The sequence below is a fragment of the Microbulbifer donghaiensis genome (assembly GCF_900129095.1).
GTDB classification, from domain to species: Bacteria; Pseudomonadota; Gammaproteobacteria; order Pseudomonadales; family Cellvibrionaceae; genus Microbulbifer; species Microbulbifer donghaiensis.
Map to the genome: position 1 here is coordinate 351,776 of NZ_FQVA01000002.1, position 16,359 is coordinate 368,134.

Here is a 16,359-nt window from a genome sequence, read left to right on the forward strand (position 1 = left end):
GTTCATGCAAATCCCGCTGACACGATTACTGTGGCCCTTGCTGGCGATTGTTCTGCTTGTCACCGCCTGCGGCGATCGGGGTTCCCCGGAAAAGCCCGCGCCCTCCCCGGAGCCGGGCGCGACCAGCCAGTCCCAAGAGAGACCCGGCACGGCGGACAGCCGCGAGGAACAGAAGCGGGACACGAGAGACAAACCTCTGGACTGGGCTCCGGAAATACAGGGTGAATACCCTATCGATCTCTATAACAACTACACCGAAACCGGCGACCTGAAGGCCATTCGCAAGCACGGCAAATTACGCATTCTCGTGGACACCAGCACCACGGAATCCCTGCACCGTGCCGCAACCCGACAAGACATCGAAATCGAGCTGGCCAAACGACTGGCGCGAACACTGAAGCTCGAACCGATAGTGCTCTATGTCGACGACTTTGATGAGTTGATTCCGCAACTCCTCGCCGGCAAGGGCGATCTTATCGCCAACCACCTGACGCGCACGCCGGAACGAGAACAGCAACTGAGTTTTTCCGAGCCCCATGACGTCACCGATCTGGTGCTGGTGTCCGCCGCCGATGCCGACAAGGTAACCGCGAGTTCAGACCTCTCTGGCAAAACCCTGATCGTCACTGAAGGGACAACTTACGAAAGCAAGGCCCGCGAACTGGTAGAAGATTACCCGGGCTTGAAACTCGAGGTCGTAGACAGAAACTATGTCGATCTCGCTGTGGATGTCGCTCTGGGCAGACACGATTTCACCATCATCGACGAGGTGATATTGGATCAGGTACTGCAGTTTCGCCAAGACCTGCAAAAAAACGTGATTTACAAGAAAGACCAGTTTCTCTCCTGGGCGGTGCGCCCCGACTCCCCCGAGCTACTCAAGACGATCAACGACAAAATCCGTCACGTTCAACTCACGCGAACGACCAAGCGTATGACGGAGGACCTGCCAAACATTCAGGCTCGCGACCTGCTGCGGATCGCCACCCGCAATAACGTCGGCAGCTATTTCATGTGGAAAGGGCGCGTACTGGGTTACGAATTCGAGCTGGCGGAGGCCTTTGCCAAAGATATCGGTGTGCGCCTGGAAGTGATTGTGGCACCCGAGCACGACGATTTCATTGAAATGCTGCAGGAAGGCAAGGCCGATATCGCTGCGAACCTGCTGGCTATCACCTTCAGGCGCCAACAGCAGGGTATGAAGTTTTCCGAGCCTACCCACCGGGCGAGGGTCGTTGTCGTATCGCGCAAGGGGGTCGACATTCCCGATCTGCAGGCCTTGGCCGGCCATACCGTCTATCTGCGCGAGAGCAGCAGCCACTACGACCTGCTACAGGAGATTCAAAAGAAGGTCCCCGAGCTCAAAATCGAACTGGTTCCGGAAACCATGGATATCCAGCACATCATCGACAAGATCGGCGAGGGGGAATACGACCTGACCTTTGCCGACGATCTGACCGTGGATATGGAGCTCACCTGGCGCACAGACATCCAGATAGCACTGGACCTGGACGACGAGCATGAGCACGCGTGGATGATGCGCAAGTCCAATCCGGAACTGGTTGCGGCCGTCAATAAGTTTCTGAGAAAACCCAAGACAAAGAAATTGCTAGCGCAACTCTATACCAAGTACTTTGATTCCCCCAAGCATGTACGCCCCGAGATCAGGAAGCTTTCCGTCAACGGCAACATTTCACCCTATGACGAACTGGTGCAGAAATATGCTGAAGAATACGATTTCGACTGGCGCCTGGTCGTCGCGCAGATGTTTCAGGAGAGCAGTTTCAACCCCAAAGCCAAATCCTGGGTCGGCGCGCGCGGCCTGATGCAGGTGATGCCGGCCACCGGCAAGCAAGTAGGGGAAGCCAACCTGTTCGATCCGGAAACCAGCGTGCGGGCGGGCCTCAAATACCTGGACTGGCTACATCAGAAATTTGTCAATCGGGAACGTATCAGCCCGGAAAACGAAATGTGGTTTACGCTCGCCGCCTATAATGCCGGCCTCGGTCATGTTTACGATGCCAAGGACCTGGCGGAGGAAATGGGCTGGGATCGCAAGGTCTGGTTCGGCAATGTCGAAAAAGCCATGCTGCTATTGTCCGAGCGGAAATACTACAAAAAAGCACGCTATGGCTACGCGCGCGGCCGGGAACCCTACGACTATGTGCGCAAGATTGAGGCGCGCTTTCGCACCTATGTCGCATTGCTGGACGCCTATCGGCGCCAGCAGCAGGCAGCATCGATAAGTTGTCCGGCCATGCCACCCTGGGCAGTAAAGTACCTGGAGGCCTGCATATCCGAAGTATTTGTTGCGGATCGGACTTCACTGGTACCCGACCGCTTCAATTGACTGTCAGCCAAAAAGAAAAAACGGCAGCTGACAGGCTCGATCGCCTGCCAGCTACCGTTATTTCCATCAGATTCCATCGCGCAAAAATGCTGACTCGGGCAGCGCCCTTCAGGAACAGCTACCCGTCATTGAGGCAACCCACTCCCGCAACAGCGCAGTGCCCTCCTCGTGTACCAGACTGCGTCCCAGCTCCGGCATCATCGCACCGGGGTCAGTGGACTCTATGCGGAAGTTCAGGATCGACTTGTCCGGCGCACCCGGAACAATCGCGAACAGGCGGTTGCCACTGCCAGTACCGGCGGCCACCGGCGGCTTACACAGTCCCAGGCGGCGCCGGTCCTGCTCGCTGTGGGCCAGCATCAGTCCGGACGTATCCGCGGCACCTGCGGGGTTGTGACAGTGTCCGCAGTTGATGTCCAGATATGCGCGTGCCCGCTCTTCCAACGACAGGCTCGTATCGGAATAATCTGCGTTGTGCGGTATTCCATCGAACTCCGGCAGTTCACTCAGGTAGCCGATCTGCTGCCAGTGCAGCAGCTGATTCTGAACACCGGTGGCATAGGCGTAGTCCTTGTTCAGGTGACGCGCCCGCGGCCCCAGCGGCATTATCGCTTTCTGCGTGTGATTGTCGGCGTGACAACCCGCGCACTGGTTTGCGTCGGGGACCACGTAGGTAAAAGCCGCACTTTCACCACTCGCATCCACTAACTGCAGGCGGCTGGCATCGCCGGCAATCTCCAGTGTTGCGTCCGTCTGCTCGGCATTCCAGACATAGGGCAGCGCCTGCCAGCCGTCGGCCCGCTTAACCAGGATGCGGGTTTCGATCAGACGCACGTTTTCCAGGTCCAGGACTTCGCCGGCCCTGCCCTCGATATAGTCACTGCTGTAATCGTCGGTGCGTACCACAGCGCCGCTGGCGTCCTTTGGATAGTAAAAGGTCTTGCTGAGCACCGTGCCGACCGGATAATCGAAACGCTCGTTACCGTATTTGGCAGAACTTCCAGCCGGCATCCACACAGTACGAAGCTTGTGGGCGTAATCGGTAAACAGTGCGGTATTCAGATCGTACGGGGTAACACCACTGTTGGGCGTCAGCGCTCCATCAATCACTTCCACGACATGCCAATCACTCAGGCGCTCCGGAACGGCGTCGCGTTCGTAAACGGTAACCTGTTGTCTTGGTGCATCACAGCCGCTTAGCACGGCTGCGAAAATTGGGGCCAGCACCGCGCCCCCCAACCAACCGGGTAAAAAGCGTTTACGCATCGGCCGCCTCTACTTGAGCTACTTCATCTTCTGCGCTAGCCGGCTGATCGAATTCCAGCACAATCTGCGGCAATTTCTTCAGGCTGCATTTGTGCGGAGTGATATCGGTGGAGATATTCTTGAAGTCGTTGGACGCATCGACGTTGATGATGCCGGCATCACCATTATCGATACACAACTTCAGCCCCTCCGGAACCTGGCCGTCCACCATTTTCTTTGCATCTACCACGCCATCCCACAGGATGTCCGGCAGGCTGCCACCGAGACCATATTTGGCCAGTTTCAGCGCTTTCAGCTCCAGGTGATCGGGAGAGCTGCCGCCGCCGGTGAACTGGTTGCCATAGATATAGATGCCTTCAGGGTAAGGATCGAAAGCTTCCTGGGTCGACTTGTCACTGTAATAGCCGGCCATGTAATAACTGCTGACGATCACATTGGCGGTGTCGTTATCGGAAATCTCGTTATTAAAGATTTCCACATTGTCATTGGAGTTGATCACCACCCCGGAGCCCGCCGGAACTGCGGCCACCGGCGTGCCTTCATGGCCAAAGTTTTCGGTGTTGTTCTGGAAAATCTTGTTGTTGTAGACGCGGGTGCTGTGGCCCGGCTGCGGCAGGTTGGGCATGTTGAACACCAGGATGCCGCCGGTATTGTTGGTGGCCACGTTGTCGTACACGTCCGCGCCGATGGTGTTTTCAATCTCGATACCGGCAACATTGAACTCCGCACGGTTGTTGCGCACGATCACATTGCGCGACTGGCCGACGTAAATACCGGCATCGGATGCGCCGATCGCCACAGTGCCTTCCACCAGGGTGTTTTTGGTTTGTACCGGGTAGATACCATAGGCACCGTTTTCCGTAGAGGGGCCGTTGGTCCACTCCACGCGGATATTGCGAATGATGATGTTCTCACCCTCATTGACCTTGAGGGCGTCACCGATGGTGTCCTCGATCGCCAGATTTTCAATGATGAAATCACTCGCGTTGACCAGCAGGCCCTCGGCCCCCTGAATCTGGTCCTTGAAGGACAGGATTGTCTTGTCCATGCCGGCACCGCGAATAGTCACACCGTCCACGTTCAGGGACAGGCTGCGGTTGAGCTGGAACTTGCCAGCCGGTAACTCGATGACGTCACCGGGCTGTGCCGAGATCAGTTGCTTGAGCAGATTCTTCTGGAAGTCGGCGGATGCGCTTGCCTGGGCTTGATCGACCTGGCTCTCTTTCTTCTCCGGGGAACAGGCTGCGGCCATTACAGCAGCCAGCGCCACGCCTACATACGCTGCGGTCTTCATGCTTGTTTTCCTTTTATTCGAATTATTCCGCGTGACAGCGCGCCATGACTCTAATAAGTACGATTGTACCAATTTGATTGCGCAAAAAACGGCCGCCAGTCAGCGGGACCGATACTATCCAATCGGTCAAAGCCCAGCAAGGTACTTTTGGGACAGGATCCCTCTTGCCGGACGCGGCGTCCCCCTGTAGTGTCAGGCTCAAGTAGCCAGGATGAGCTGCCAAATGATGAAAAATCGCGCCCTGCTATTGGCCCTGACCAGCGGCCTGAGTATCGGCACCCAGGCAATGGAAACCCTGGAACTGGAAATAGTCACCCCCGATGGCCACAGTTACCGAGCCGAACAGGTACTCGATGAAAATTTCGAGTCCTTTGACTCCGGGGCTATTCCGGGCGAAACACCCCCAAGGGAATACCAGGCGATTCGCTGTGATGGCCCCTGGGGTGCAATGAAATACCGCCTTAAGCTGGCCAGTGGCCCCGGCTACCAACTCTACGCCAAGGGCGACAGCCTGCGCCTGCAGATCGTTGAGCACTCAGTGATCAGCGAAGATCAGACGATTGCCGCAATGAGCATCCACTGCATCGATACCGAGCCGCGGCAGGTTGTGAAAGCGGTCTACGAGATTGAGCTGGACAGGAGGAGAGCTTCGGCGCAGCAACTGCAATTGGCCAATGGCTACCAGCTGGAATATCGCTATTTGCCTTAAAGGTAGCCCGCGGGAATACAGAAAGGGCGACCAATGGCCGCCCTTTCATTTATCCGGATCCGCGATTGGCTTCAGTGGAATACCGGCGCAGAGATATAACTCCAGAAGAGTACGGTTCCCACCATCACCAGCACCGCCACCACCAGTGACACGGTCACTATCGCACTCGCGAACAGGAAGCCGCGCTCCTCCGACACCCCCATGACGATGGGAATACCGATATACAGGAGGTAAACCGCGTAGGCGACAGCCAGAGTAGCCAGCAGAATATCCAGCCATAACAGCGGATAGAAACCGGCGGCACCGGCGATAAAAATGGGCGTTGCGGTAAAACCGGCGATCACCATCCCCTTCATCGGATAGGTCTTGGCGCCGTAGGTCTGTGCCATCCAGTGAATGAAGTAACCTATCGCCACGACCGCCAGCACCATGGTGCAGTAGAACACCGCCACAAGCTCCAGGGCACTTTCACTGGTAATTCGTACCGGCTCACCGCCACCAATACTCCAGCCCACCTTGGTGGTGCCAAAATACCAGGCCAGGGCCGGCAACAGGGCCAGCACTATGACATAGGGGATTTGCCGTCGGAGATTTTTCTCCGAAAGGTTTCCGATGAGCTGCCACTGCCGGCGCGGCTGTAGCAACAGTCCGAACATATGGATCAACATCCCGTTTTCCTCACTCACTGCAAGGAACCATGGGCGAGACCTAGTTGCTCAATTTGATCTGGGAACTGCTTGTCAAAATGAGGAATACCGCTAAAAGGTCATTCCCTAAGTTCCAGTTCTTTTTTTATTGTGTCGACTCAGTTGTAGGTATTTCCGTCGTTCAAGTCAACGACCGCAGACAGATTGGCGGCAAAGATTACATGAATGTTTCTACTGGGAACATTTACTGAAGGGAGGTTGCTACCGATCAACCCGGAAGCCGCCTTGAAGTGCTGCGGGGACAGAAACAGCCTTGTGACCGCCCCCGCAAAATCATCGATCAGTCGACGCTGATCGGCTCTATCGGATGCATCCAGCCGAAACGGTCTTCGCCGCGCCCTTCCTGGATATCCAGCAGCGCCTGGCGCAAGCGTTCGGCAACAAGGCCAGGAGCCTTGGCCACCGCATAGCTTTCGCCGCCATCTCCGAATACGCTGATCGAACTGATAATGGCGGCTGTGCCACAGGCGAAAGCCTCTTCGCAGGTGCCATCCGCGACCTGTCGGAGCAGCTCATCGATGTCGATCGCACGCTCATGGACTGTGAAACCGAGGTCACGCGCCAAATCGATCACAGAATCCCGCGTGACACCCTCCAGGATGGAGCCATTCAGCGCCGGAGTGTGCAGCTCGCCCCCCATCACCGTGAAGAAATTCATACCCGAGAGTTCATCCACCGTTTGGCGGTTGCCCGGGTTCAGCCACAGGGACTGGTCGTAGCCACGTTTTTTGAGTCGCGCGATGCTGAGCAGTGAGGCCGCATAGTTACCCCCGACCTTGGCATCGCCGGTACCGCCCACCGCCGCGCGGGAATCTTCGCGCTCAACCCACACACGCATATTGCCCGCGTGATAGGCTTCGGACGGGCTGGCAATCACATAAAACTCGTAGGACGTACTGGCAGAAACCGTCAGGTCCGCCTGAGTGCCGATCAGGAAAGGTCGCAAGTACAGCGACTCACCGCTGGTCGCCGGCACCAGATTCGCACAGTAAGCCGTCACTGTGCGCACCCCCTCCATAAACAGGGCTTCCGGCACGGGCGGCATACACAGGCGCTCGGCCGAATGCGCCAGGCGCGCCGCATTACGTTCCGGCCGGAAAAGGCTAATACCGCGTTCCGGCGTACGGTAGGCCTTCATCCCCTCGAAACAGGACTGGGCGTAGTGCAGTACCTTTGCCGCGGGATCCAGCGACAAAGGCGCGTAGGGAACCAGCTCACCACTGCTCCAGCAACCGTCCTGGCAAACGGCGCGAAACATAACGGGCGCCATAACAGAACCAAAGCCCAACTTCTCGGGCATTTCAAATCCGCGCAGGCTGGTCGCCACGGCAGGATCAATATAAACGCTCACCGGCACTCTCCTCTCATTCCGATGCGCTGATTATGGCGCTTGCCGCGCATCAATCCAAATACACGGCCTGCCCGAACCACACTGGGCGCAATCAGAAAGACAAAATATACAAATTATTAGGATGAAAATCCCAACTTGCAGTATCGCGGCGCTCCAGCACTCTGGAATGCGCGACAACCGCTGATAAAAGCTTTTGCCACCTTCTCACTGCTGGAGTGACTATTTTTAGCTCAACCGTCATATTTTTCCGCCGCCCCGCAAACTTTTGGCACTTACTTTTCCGATCAGTCCTCCGCACGCCCCTCCGGATTCCGCAACGCTGCTAAACCCAGATGGTGGAGCTGCACCCGTTCACAAATCGGTTGTCAGGCCGTCGAATCTAACGCCAGCAAGATCAGGAGGCGGAATGCGCTAGCTATACTCATTGATACGCACCCAAGGAGCCTGACAAGAGCCTCCAGGCGCGTTTTCACAGGCGGTGACGCGGAGTTAAACCGCAAACCGACAACCTGTCACCGGAAATAACACGCTCCGGGCACGTCAGGGATTGTGAGAGAACCACACTTCAGGGAGAGAGAACCCGCCCAGCGCCACGGCCTGAGCGGAACCAGTGCCCGCTATTCCGCGCTGTCGGCCATACGCACGACGGCAGGAATCGGGTGAAGCAAAACATGGAACGGAAGTGGTTCAATCGTGACACAGACAGATATCAGCAACACCATTGCTATCGGCTTGATGTTTACAGCCACAGCTCTGCTGTGTGGCGGCGCCTACGCTGATGTTGGCGCGCCCGTCATCGAAGATACCAATGCCCCACCCCAGGCCTTCATCGAAGCCGCCTCAAAACCACTGCAAACCACACGACGTCAGCTGCGCCCATCTGAAGTCGTGGACAGCTATCGCGCGCGCATCGAGGAAATGGAAGCGCAACACGGAGCTTACGGCGCGGGTATAGACGAGCAACTGCTCGGGCTCGCGACGGCCCTGCAAAAGGCCGGACAACACGAGGAGGCCATTGAGGAATTTCGTCGCGCCATGTTGATCAACCGGGTTAATGAAGGGCTCTACTCATTAAACCAGATCCCCATGATCGAGCACATGATCGAAAGTCAGATCGCGCTCAGCGAGTGGGAAGACGCCAACGACAACCAGCAGTATCTCTACTGGCTGCACGCCCGAAACTACGGTGAGAATGATCCTCGCATGCTGCCGGTGATCAACGACCTGAGCCGCTGGCATCTGCAGGCCTATACCGAGGAAAAAGGCGACACGCTGTTTGAACACCTGATCAGCGCCACCAATCTCTACGAACTGGCGGTAGATATCATCACCCAGAATTTCGGTGCCAACGACTTGCGCCTGGTGGATGCCCTGCGCGGACTCAAGGCAACCAACTACTACCTCGCCACTTACAAAGGCGAACCCCAGCCCCCGGTAGTCATCAATACCAGCTTTGGCGGCGGCGGCAGTGTCGACCCAGCTCAACGCTCGAAACTGGACAACTACCGCATGAACAGTTTCAGTACCGGGAAAAACGCTATCGCCCGCATTGTTGACGTCTACCAGAAAAACCCGCATTCCCCGCCGGCAGCTTCCGCAAAGGCCAAAGTAGAGCTCGGCGACTGGTACATGATGTTCAACAAATGGCATTCCGCAAGGAAAACCTACGGTGAGGCCTACCAGGCGCTGTGGGACAACGGCGCCACCAACCAGGAAATCGAAGATATATTTGGCCGCCCTGCGGCACTGCCGGCGCTGCCGATGCTGGAAGAAGATCGCAAGGCACTGACGGAGTCCCACGTTACCGTTTCCTACGACGTCACCGCCTTCGGCAAAGCGCGCAATATAGAGATACTGAGAGCATACCCCGACCGGGTCGCTACCCGCTCACGGGTACGCAATGTATTGAAGCGTGCAAAGTTTCGTCCCCGTTTTGAAAATGGCGAACCGGTGGAAACCGTCGGCATAGTGCAGAGGTTCGTTTTCGAGTGACGCAACTGACATGCGCAAATCTGGCGCTACAGTAAACAGCGGCGACAAACCCCGGATAACAGCCGCTGTCGAATCACTAAGTTGGCCGCAGCAACCTAATCCGTTGCTGCAAAAAAAGCAGCCGAGTCGGCCCGGAGCCTTCTCGGCTTTTGCCGCAAACCCACACGCCCGACAGCGCTCGCAGGGCGCCTCAGGAGAGACAAGATGACACTATGGAAAGCGGTACCCAAAGAAATCCGGCAATCTGCGTACTGGCGCACCCTGGTCTCAGTCACCGTACTGAGTGCGGCTATCGTCGGTTGCAAGAGCCAGCAGAGTCAGTCGCAACCGCCGGCCCAGCCATCGCAGTCGTCTTCCAGTTCATCATCTCAACCGCCGTCGACAGCCTCATCCAGCAGCAGTTCTTCGAGCCGCAGCCAACCACAGACTGCGAGTAGCGGCATGCCCTCGACCAGCTCTTCACGCCAGCCGAGCCAGAGCATGCCCGGCAGTAGCAGCAGTAAACCGAGCATGGAAATGCCGAGCATTGAATCCGGCCGCGAATCCAGCGACGCAGCCAGCACCGCCTCCGGTACGGAACAGTCGTCGCAGCGCCGGGGTACTGCCGGCGACAGCATGCCGGATCCGACTGCGCGGAACCGCAATCCGCCGACGCCGGTTTACAGTGACTCCGACGAGCGCCCTGAAGACAGCCGCATGCCGCCGGACCCGTCGACCAAGAGCCAGGGCGAACCGCCGGATGAAGTCGATTTTTCCGAGGAAGAGCAGACTGCCTCATCCAGTGCGTCTTCGAGTAGCTCCTCCTCTAGCAGCGCATCGTCGAGCAGTAGTTCTGCCAGTAGTGCCTCCGCCTCCAGCAGTTCGGCATCCGGTCAGCCGGCCAGTGGCGGCAGCGCTGCACCCAATGAGTCTCCGGCAACGGCGGCCGAGCGGGTGGCGGAGCTGGAGGGCCAGTTCGACACCACGATGGCCACTTATGACGGCATGATCCTGCGAGAGCGTGACTACGTCCGCAACCGTCCCAGCTCCGCGCAGGACAAAGATGAAGAATCCATGGACGAACCGCCGCCCGGGGAATCTCTGGAAGACCTGATCGAATCCGCCGAAGCGGAAATACCACCGCCCCCTGGAGGCGGCGGAGAGGGCGGCAGCGGCCCCGAGCAGAACAACTCCAGTGGCCAGGCTACCGGTCCCGGACTCCCCACAGCGGGACGTAAGGGCGAGTACAACCACACCAACTCCCCGACGGTGGTACCAGCCGACATTCCCAGTGGCAATGACGACGACGTGGTGGCGCGGCAGATCCGCGAAGCCGCCATGCGCGAGTCAGATGCGGAGTTGCGGGAAAAACTGTGGGAAGAGTATCGGAAATATAAAAACGCGCAGAAGTGACAGCGGAGGAAGTCGAAATGTTTCTTTTCAACAGGATTGATAGCAGCCGTGGCACCGGCAACCGATTGTTGAGCCGAGGCCTGTTGCTGCTGCTTTTACTGGTTATTGGTGCCTGTACAACGACGGAAGTGCGGACGACGGCATTTACGCCACTGACGGTAGAGGATGCCACCATTGCGGAGCAGCGGCTGCTGGACGTAGGCATAGTGCAGTTTGACCCCGGCCTGGACACCGCCGAAGCGGATGAAGATGAACTGGTGTTCCCCGAATTGCGCCAGGCCGAGTCCAGGTACTTCGCCGTCACCCTGGCGGATTCCCTGCAATCCAGTCAGGGCTGGGGGGCCGTGCGGGTTATTCCCTCCGAACGTACCAATATCGACGTCACCGTCACCGGCCGTATCGTGAAATCGGATGGGGAAACCCTGACCGTCGACGTCACGGTTACCGACTCCCGCGGGCAGCGCTGGTTCACCAAGGAGTATTCGGAAGTGGCATCCCACTATGCTTACGACCGCAAGCACCCCACCAACGGTGACGCCTTCCAGGGTATTTACAATCGCATTGCCAACGACATGCTCGCCTACCGACAAAAACTCTCTGACCGCCAGATTGCCGAGCTGCGCACCATATCCGAGATGCGTTTCGCCCGCAGTTTTTCCCCAGACGCGTTTAACCGCTACCTCGTTCAGAATGGTGACGGCATCTACCATCTGAATGCGCTGCCGGCGGAAAACGATCCTATGTTGCAGCGCGTACGCCGTATCCGCGAACGCGATTATCTCTTCGTCGATACCCTGCAGGGATACTACGGCACCTTCGTAAAGTCCATGGAAACCCCCTATCAGGAGTGGCGCGCCATGAGCTACGGCGAAGTGAAGCAAATGCGTGAGCTGAAGCGCAAGGCGCGCAACCATACCATCATGGGCGCGGCAGCCATCATCGGCGGTATCGCCGCCGCGGGCGCTGGAGCCGGTAGCGCGCGCGCCGCTGGACAGGTGGGCATCGCCGGCGGTGGCTACCTGATCAAGAGCGGTTTCGACCGCCGCAGCGATGCCAAAATGCACATCGAAGCACTGCAGGAGCTGGGTGACTCCATGCAGGCCGAGGTAGAGCCACAGATCGTCGAACTGGAAGATCGCACAGTGACGTTAAGTGGTACCGTGGAGAACCAGTATCGCCAGTGGCGTGAAATACTGAAGGAAATATATGAAACAGAAACCGGCGCCCTGGACACCAGTATCTGAACCCTTCAGACACACGGCCGAAAACCGGCTAACGAGAGCGCCCATTACCGGGCACTCTCGTTATTCGGGTATATCCCTGCGGACCGGATACATCACACAATAAATCAGCACAGCGGAGCCACTATGCAACACCGCGACGAGCCTTCAGAAGATATATCTCCGATACAGCCCGCAGATTTCAGCTTTGGCGCTGGCAACCCACAGAAAAAGACATCCACGGGCGCCTCCTCTGCCGTTAATGGGAAATTGGCAAACCCGCAGATTCGGTCCGCAATCGTCGGGGTTCTGCTATTGCTTGGCGTTGTCGGGGTTTTCTGGTTACTCCCGCAGATGGTGGAAAAACCCGCAGCACAGCTTCCGACAATCTCGAAAACCGTACCGCAAAATCCGGGGCAGGCAAAAATACAGGCGTCCCCTTTCAGCGATGCCGAAATCGCACAGCAGCGCCGCGAGGTGCAAAAGGTGCTGCAGGAAATTCTGACGCTGAAAGAGGAATTGCAAGAGCGCCAAATCGAGACCTGGGCCAACGAGGATTTTTCCACCGCGCAGGCCCTGGCCGAGGAGGCAGACGGTATTTACCGGCAGCGTAACTTCAAATCGGCGCTGGATAAATATCGAGAATCACTAGCCGCATTCCAGCAGCTGCGCGATGGCATTCCAGAGCGGATTGAAAAACACCTGGCCGCAGGTCACCAGGCTCTCGATAGTGGCGATGCAGAGGCCGCACACGAGGCTTTTGATCTGGTACTGACAATTTCCGAAGATCACCCACGGGGACTCAAAGGCAAGGCCCGAGCAGAACTATTGCCAGATGCCTGGCGCCATTTCACCGAAGGCAAACAGGCCTTTTCCGCTAATGATCTGGATACCGCGCGGGAAGCGCTGCAGCAGTCCCTGGCCGTGGATCCGCAAACCCGCCTCGCCAGCGAGCTACTGCCGAAAGTGCTGAGCGCCATCACCGAACGGGATTACAGTGCGGCGATGTCCGCCGGCTACGCCGCCATTGCCGAACAGGACTTTACCTCGGCCAAGACAGCCTTTGAGCGCGCCCAGAAGCTCAAACCCAGCGCCGAAGAAGCTGGTATCGGGCTTCGCCAGGCGCGCAACGGCGCCGAGCAGATCCGCGTCGACCAGTTATTCAGCAGTGCCCGCCAACAGGAGCAGACGGAAAACTGGCACGGCGCGGTGAAGAGCTATACAGCACTGCTCAAGCAGGATGGCAGCCTCGTCGCCGCGATTACCGGCAAGGCGCGCGCAGAAGCCAGGGCGCAACTGGATGATCAGTTACAGGACCTGCTGAAAGACCCCCTGACCCTGGGAACCAGCAAGCGCAATCAGTTCGCACGCCAGGTTCTCGCCGATGCCCGGCAGCTCAACGCCGGTACCCCGCGCCTGCAACAACAGATAGAGGACCTGGAAAACGCACTTACCCGGGCGCTGATCCCCCTGCCGGTAAGGTTCCGGTCGGACCGTAGCACCAGTGTCACCATTTACCACGTGGGCCGTTTGGGCAATTTCGACCAGCGCGAGATCACGCTGAAACCCGGCCGCTATACGGCGGTAGGTACCCGAGAGGGATATCGCGACGTACGACAAGAGTTTACCGTCGTTCCCGGTGAAGAGACCCCGATCGTCGTTATTCAGTGCGGCGAAAAAATAATCGGCGCCAATAATGGTTAGCACTCCGAACCCCGCCCACGAGTACCGATCAAAGACTGTACGGTTCTTCGCAACTGCACAAAAGCTGGACGGAAACGCCAAGACGGTTAGCGCGAAAAGATGATTCCTATGCCAAACGACGCGCCAAAACCCATGCGGATCACGCCAGCGAGCTAAGCTGTAGTGCACAGTGGAAGGCTTACTGGCCCGGCTCCGGCGCCGCCAGCTTTTCCTCAGCGCTAAGACAATGGCACCACTGCAATTGCGATAAATCGATAAGTGCGCGGTAACAGGGAATCATAAATGACAGCGAAGGAAGCGGTACCCGTTCGCGACAATGGTCCGGCGGAAGATGACTTCTCAATAATCGAGCCCGCAGGCTTTATACCGGTACAGGTAGAATCCGGCGGCAAGAGGCTTTTGCTGTCGCCGCGTGCACTCACTATCGCCGGCAGCCTCCTGTTGGGCATGCTTGCACTGGTCTACCTGCTGGTCGCGCGCTCACTGATCTTCGAAACCCAGCCCGCCGATGCCGACGTCAGTGTCAGCGGCTTAGCGCTGCCCCTCGGCGATGGACACCTGGTCCTGCCCGGCCATTACAGCTACACCATCAGCGCATCCGGTTACCTGCCGAAAAGCGGCGAGGTGGACGTGAGCAGCGACGGTCACAGCCGCCATGTCGTTGCCCTGGAAAAAAAACCGGGACATTTACAGGTTGTCAGCGACCCTCCTGTAGCGCTTCGCATACTCGTCAACGGCAGCGACGTCCCGAGTGAAAACGGCCTGGCGAAAAATATTCCCGCCGGCACCAAGCGCATCACCGTGGTGACCGACCGCTACCTGCCCTACACACGGGAAGTGGAGATCGAGGGCCTCGACAACACCCAGCGGTTGCAGGCCAAACTGCGCCCGGCGTGGGCCAATGTGCGCATCAGCAGTAACCCGCCCGGCGCGACTGTGTCGGTCGGGGGCGAGGTGCTGGGCACCACCCCGCTGAACGCCGAGCTTATCCAGGGCGACAGACAGGTCAGCCTATCGCTGCCGGAATACAAGACTGTTGAGATCCCTGTGGCCGTCACCGCTGGAGTAGATCAAACCCTTGCACCGGTCGATCTCAGCGCCGCCGATGGCCTGTTGCGCGTGGTCAGCAAACCGGAAGGTGCCGGCGTCACCGTCGATGGCGAATTTCGCGGCCATACACCGCTGGAACTGGAACTGTCATCGGGCGGTCAGCACCAGCTGCGTTTCTTCAAGGATGGCTACGCCTCGGTGGAACGCACCATCGACGTCGATGCGGGTGTCGAGCGGGATCTGAATATCACCCTGGACGCCGTATACGGCCGCGTACGCATTTCCAGCAGTCCGGCCGATGCCCAGGTCTTTATCGACGGCAGATTGGCGGGTGTTACCGGCGAAACATTCAATCTGCCGGCGCGCAGCCACAGCATCCTGGTGAGAAAAAGCGGCTACGTGGATTATGAAACAAGCGTAGTGCCCAGCTCCAAACTGGAACAGACCATTCGCGCCGTACTGCTGACTGCCGACGAGGCACGCTGGAGCAGGATCCCCACCGAAATCTCGCACCCGGCTGGCGGCGTCATGAAACTGATGCGGCCCAATGCACACTTCACCATGGGCTCCTCGCGCCGCGAACAGGGCCGGCGCGCCAATGAAGTTCTGCGACAAGTCGCGCTGGACCGGCCTTTCTATCTCGGCACCACCGAAGTGACCAACCGCGAATTCCGCCGCTTCAGGCGCATGCACAGCTCTAGTCACGTGAACGGCGTCAGTCTCGACAATGACAACCTGCCCGTGGTCAACGTCAGCTGGAGCGATGCCGCCATGTTCTGTAACTGGCTGAGCGAGCGAGACGGACTCTCCCCCGTCTACCTCACCGAACGCGGCAGCATCGTCGGCTTCGATGCCGGAGCAAACGGTTACCGCCTACCTACGGAAGCCGAATGGGCCTGGGCGGCGCGCTATGAACAGGGGGCCATGCGCAAGTTCCCCTGGGGTGACGAGCTCCCGGTAAGGAGTAACTCCGGCAATTATGCCGACAACAATGCGGCGCAGCTGGTTCCGGCCGTATTGCGTACCTACAGCGACCGCTACGCGGCCACCGCCCCGGTAGCCACGTACAGCCCCAATAGTCTCGGGCTCCACGATCTCGGCGGCAACGTTTCCGAGTGGATTCACGATCTTTACACCATTGGCACCGGTCTATCGATGCGGCGCGAGGAGAACCCGGTGGGCCCACAGAACGGGGACTATCACGTGATACGCGGCTCCAGCTGGCGCCACGCGGGGTTGACCGAACTGCGCCTGTCCTACCGCGATTATGGCGCCGAACCGCGCAACGATGTCGGTTTCCGCATCGCGCGCTGGGTGAATTAGG

12 protein-coding genes are annotated in these 16,359 nt (G+C 58.2%); 7 read left to right on the top strand and 5 right to left on the bottom strand.

Going from position 1 to position 16,359, the window contains the following annotated elements:
* Window positions 1–4: 4 nt before the first annotated feature.
* A complete protein-coding gene (locus BUC36_RS11825) occupies window positions 5–2,350 on the top strand; it encodes an MltF family protein (protein WP_084535950.1) in 2,346 nt (781 codons plus the stop codon).
* Window positions 2,351–2,458: 108 nt separating this feature from the next.
* Here BUC36_RS11825 and BUC36_RS11830 read toward each other — a convergent pair whose 3' ends face one another.
* On the bottom strand, window positions 2,459–3,616 hold the full coding sequence (locus BUC36_RS11830; RefSeq protein WP_073275361.1) for an SO2930 family diheme c-type cytochrome: 1,158 nt from the start codon (window positions 3,614–3,616) through the stop codon (window positions 2,459–2,461).
* On the bottom strand, window positions 3,609–4,910 hold the full coding sequence (locus BUC36_RS11835) for a parallel beta-helix domain-containing protein (RefSeq protein WP_073275363.1): 1,302 nt from the start codon (window positions 4,908–4,910) through the stop codon (window positions 3,609–3,611). The genes BUC36_RS11830 and BUC36_RS11835 overlap by 8 nt, the downstream gene beginning before the upstream one ends.
* 223 nt (window positions 4,911–5,133) lie before the next feature.
* Here BUC36_RS11835 and BUC36_RS11840 point away from each other — a divergent pair, with 223 nt between their 5' ends.
* Complete coding sequence (locus BUC36_RS11840) at window positions 5,134–5,619, top strand: hypothetical protein (protein ID WP_073275365.1); 486 nt, start codon at window positions 5,134–5,136, stop codon at window positions 5,617–5,619.
* A 71-nt stretch (window positions 5,620–5,690) separates the two neighbouring features.
* Here BUC36_RS11840 and BUC36_RS11845 read toward each other — a convergent pair whose 3' ends face one another.
* Window positions 5,691–6,287, bottom strand: coding sequence for a Yip1 family protein (locus BUC36_RS11845; protein ID WP_073275367.1), 597 nt, complete (start codon window positions 6,285–6,287; stop codon window positions 5,691–5,693).
* Window positions 6,288–6,606: 319 nt separating this feature from the next.
* Entirely contained in the window at window positions 6,607–7,677 is a 1,071-nt protein-coding gene (locus BUC36_RS11850; protein ID WP_073275527.1) for a branched-chain amino acid aminotransferase, read from the bottom strand.
* A 693-nt stretch (window positions 7,678–8,370) separates the two neighbouring features.
* Between BUC36_RS11850 and BUC36_RS11855 the strand changes: the two genes are divergently transcribed.
* On the top strand, window positions 8,371–9,669 hold the full coding sequence (locus tag BUC36_RS11855) for an energy transducer TonB (RefSeq protein ID WP_073275369.1): 1,299 nt from the start codon (window positions 8,371–8,373) through the stop codon (window positions 9,667–9,669).
* A gap of 368 nt (window positions 9,670–10,037) precedes the next feature.
* Here the strand turns inward: BUC36_RS11855 and BUC36_RS18990 are convergent, their stop codons facing one another.
* Window positions 10,038–10,181: a hypothetical protein gene (locus tag BUC36_RS18990; protein WP_159436016.1), complete on the bottom strand. Its 144-nt coding sequence runs from the start codon at window positions 10,179–10,181 to the stop codon at window positions 10,038–10,040.
* 4 nt (window positions 10,182–10,185) lie between these two features.
* On the opposite strand from BUC36_RS18990, the gene BUC36_RS11860 reads away from it, so the two are divergent.
* The 4 genes from BUC36_RS11860 (at window position 10,186) to BUC36_RS11875 (ending at window position 16,358) form a co-directional block, all read left to right on the top strand.
* Window positions 10,186–11,061 carry a hypothetical protein gene (locus BUC36_RS11860; RefSeq protein ID WP_143186968.1) on the top strand — a complete coding sequence of 292 codons (876 nt, stop codon included), beginning with the start codon at window positions 10,186–10,188 and terminating at the stop codon, window positions 11,059–11,061.
* Between the two features lie 17 nt (window positions 11,062–11,078).
* Complete coding sequence (locus BUC36_RS11865; protein ID WP_234994975.1) at window positions 11,079–12,305, top strand: hypothetical protein; 1,227 nt, start codon at window positions 11,079–11,081, stop codon at window positions 12,303–12,305.
* A gap of 330 nt (window positions 12,306–12,635) precedes the next feature.
* Window positions 12,636–13,985, top strand: coding sequence for a tetratricopeptide repeat protein (locus BUC36_RS11870; RefSeq protein WP_234994976.1), 1,350 nt, complete (start codon window positions 12,636–12,638; stop codon window positions 13,983–13,985).
* A gap of 282 nt (window positions 13,986–14,267) precedes the next feature.
* A complete protein-coding gene (locus BUC36_RS11875) occupies window positions 14,268–16,358 on the top strand; it encodes a PEGA domain-containing protein (RefSeq protein ID WP_073275375.1) in 2,091 nt (696 codons plus the stop codon).
* Window position 16,359 lies beyond the last annotated feature (1 nt).

Excerpts from the sequence above, each read along its gene's own strand:
- BUC36_RS11825 (WP_084535950.1), top strand. The coding sequence starts at position 5 with ATGCAAATCCCGCTGACACGATTACTGTGGCCCTTGCTGGCGATTGTT.
- BUC36_RS11830 (WP_073275361.1), bottom strand. The coding sequence starts at position 3,616 with ATGCGTAAACGCTTTTTACCCGGTTGGTTGGGGGGCGCGGTGCTGGCC.
- BUC36_RS11835 (WP_073275363.1), bottom strand. The coding sequence starts at position 4,910 with ATGAAGACCGCAGCGTATGTAGGCGTGGCGCTGGCTGCTGTAATGGCC.
- BUC36_RS11840 (WP_073275365.1), top strand. The coding sequence starts at position 5,134 with ATGATGAAAAATCGCGCCCTGCTATTGGCCCTGACCAGCGGCCTGAGT.
- BUC36_RS11845 (WP_073275367.1), bottom strand. The coding sequence starts at position 6,287 with ATGTTGATCCATATGTTCGGACTGTTGCTACAGCCGCGCCGGCAGTGG.
- BUC36_RS18990 (WP_159436016.1), bottom strand. The coding sequence starts at position 10,181 with ATGCTCGGTTTACTGCTGCTACTGCCGGGCATGCTCTGGCTCGGCTGG.
- BUC36_RS11860 (WP_143186968.1), top strand. The coding sequence starts at position 10,186 with ATGCCGAGCATTGAATCCGGCCGCGAATCCAGCGACGCAGCCAGCACC.
- BUC36_RS11865 (WP_234994975.1), top strand. The coding sequence starts at position 11,079 with ATGTTTCTTTTCAACAGGATTGATAGCAGCCGTGGCACCGGCAACCGA.
- BUC36_RS11870 (WP_234994976.1), top strand. The coding sequence starts at position 12,636 with ATGGTGGAAAAACCCGCAGCACAGCTTCCGACAATCTCGAAAACCGTA.
- BUC36_RS11875 (WP_073275375.1), top strand. The coding sequence starts at position 14,268 with ATGACAGCGAAGGAAGCGGTACCCGTTCGCGACAATGGTCCGGCGGAA.